Annotated in this window: 2 protein-coding genes; both read right to left on the reverse strand. The window is 68.7% G+C overall.

What is annotated here, in order from left to right; all coding sequences use genetic code 11:
- Window positions 1-588 (reverse strand): 3'-5' exonuclease (locus I71_RS04230; RefSeq protein ID WP_042691071.1); only part of this gene is annotated, 588 nt, incomplete at its 3' end.
- A gap of 38 nt (window positions 589-626) precedes the next feature.
- The coding region (locus tag I71_RS04235; RefSeq protein WP_042691074.1) for an NUDIX domain-containing protein at window positions 627-946 on the reverse strand (320 nt) is incomplete at its 5' end.

The raw sequence follows: 946 nt of genomic DNA on the forward strand, positions 1-946 counted from the left end.
CTTGCAGGGGCTGTAACCGCCCGGAGCGATACGGCCGGGATTGATCCCGGTGCGATGGATCTCGCCGAAGCCGCGCAGCCCCATCTCCTGCGCCGCGGCCAGCGCGATGCGGCCGCAGGCCTCGGCGTCGCTGCCGGCATGGTGATGGTCCAGCGCGATGCCCAGGAAATCGGCCAGGTGGTTCAGTTTGTGCGCGGTCAGCGTCGGCCAGGCCCGGCGCGCCATCACGACGGTGCAGAGATAGTCGCAGGCCGGCCAGTCCAGCCCATAGTCGGTCAGCGTATGGCGCAGAACGCTGATGTCGAAGGCGGCGTTGTGGGCCAGGATCAGCCGGCCCTGCACCCGCTCGCGCAATGCCGCCCACACCTCCGGAAATTCGGGAGCGTCGGCGACGTCCTCCGCGCGGATGCCGTGGATGACGCTGTTGAAGGCGTTGAAGCGCAGCTCGCGCGGCCGGATCAGATGCTCCTCCGTCCCGACCACGCGCCCATTCTCGATCCAGGCGACGCCGATGGAACAGGCGCTGGTGCGGGTCTCGTTGGCGGTCTCGAAATCAATGGCGACGGCGTGGCCGGAAATGGCGGTCATTGAGGTCCGATATGGCTGAGGTCCGACAGGCCGGCAGGTCAGAGGCGGAGAATGGCGGCAAGATCCTCGGGAAGCGCGTCTTCCGCCGCCAGCACCCGCAGCTTCAGCAGGCTGGCCACCGCCATGGCGTCGGTGATGGCGCCGGCCATGATCATGTCGATCACCTCGGCGAAGGGCACGCGGCGGACCGCCAGCACCTCGGTCTCGTCGGGGGCGGACTCGCCCTGTACCAGATCCCAGGCGACGAAGGTGTGGGCGACCTCGTCGGTGATGCAGTTGGACAGATGCAGCGTCATCAGCGGCATCCAGCGCCGCGCCGTCAGGCCGGTCTCCTCGCGCAGCTCCCGCGCGGCGGAGT

The sequence above is a fragment of the Azospirillum sp. B506 genome (assembly GCF_000333595.1).
In the GTDB taxonomy this organism is placed as follows: domain Bacteria; phylum Pseudomonadota; class Alphaproteobacteria; order Azospirillales; family Azospirillaceae; genus Azospirillum.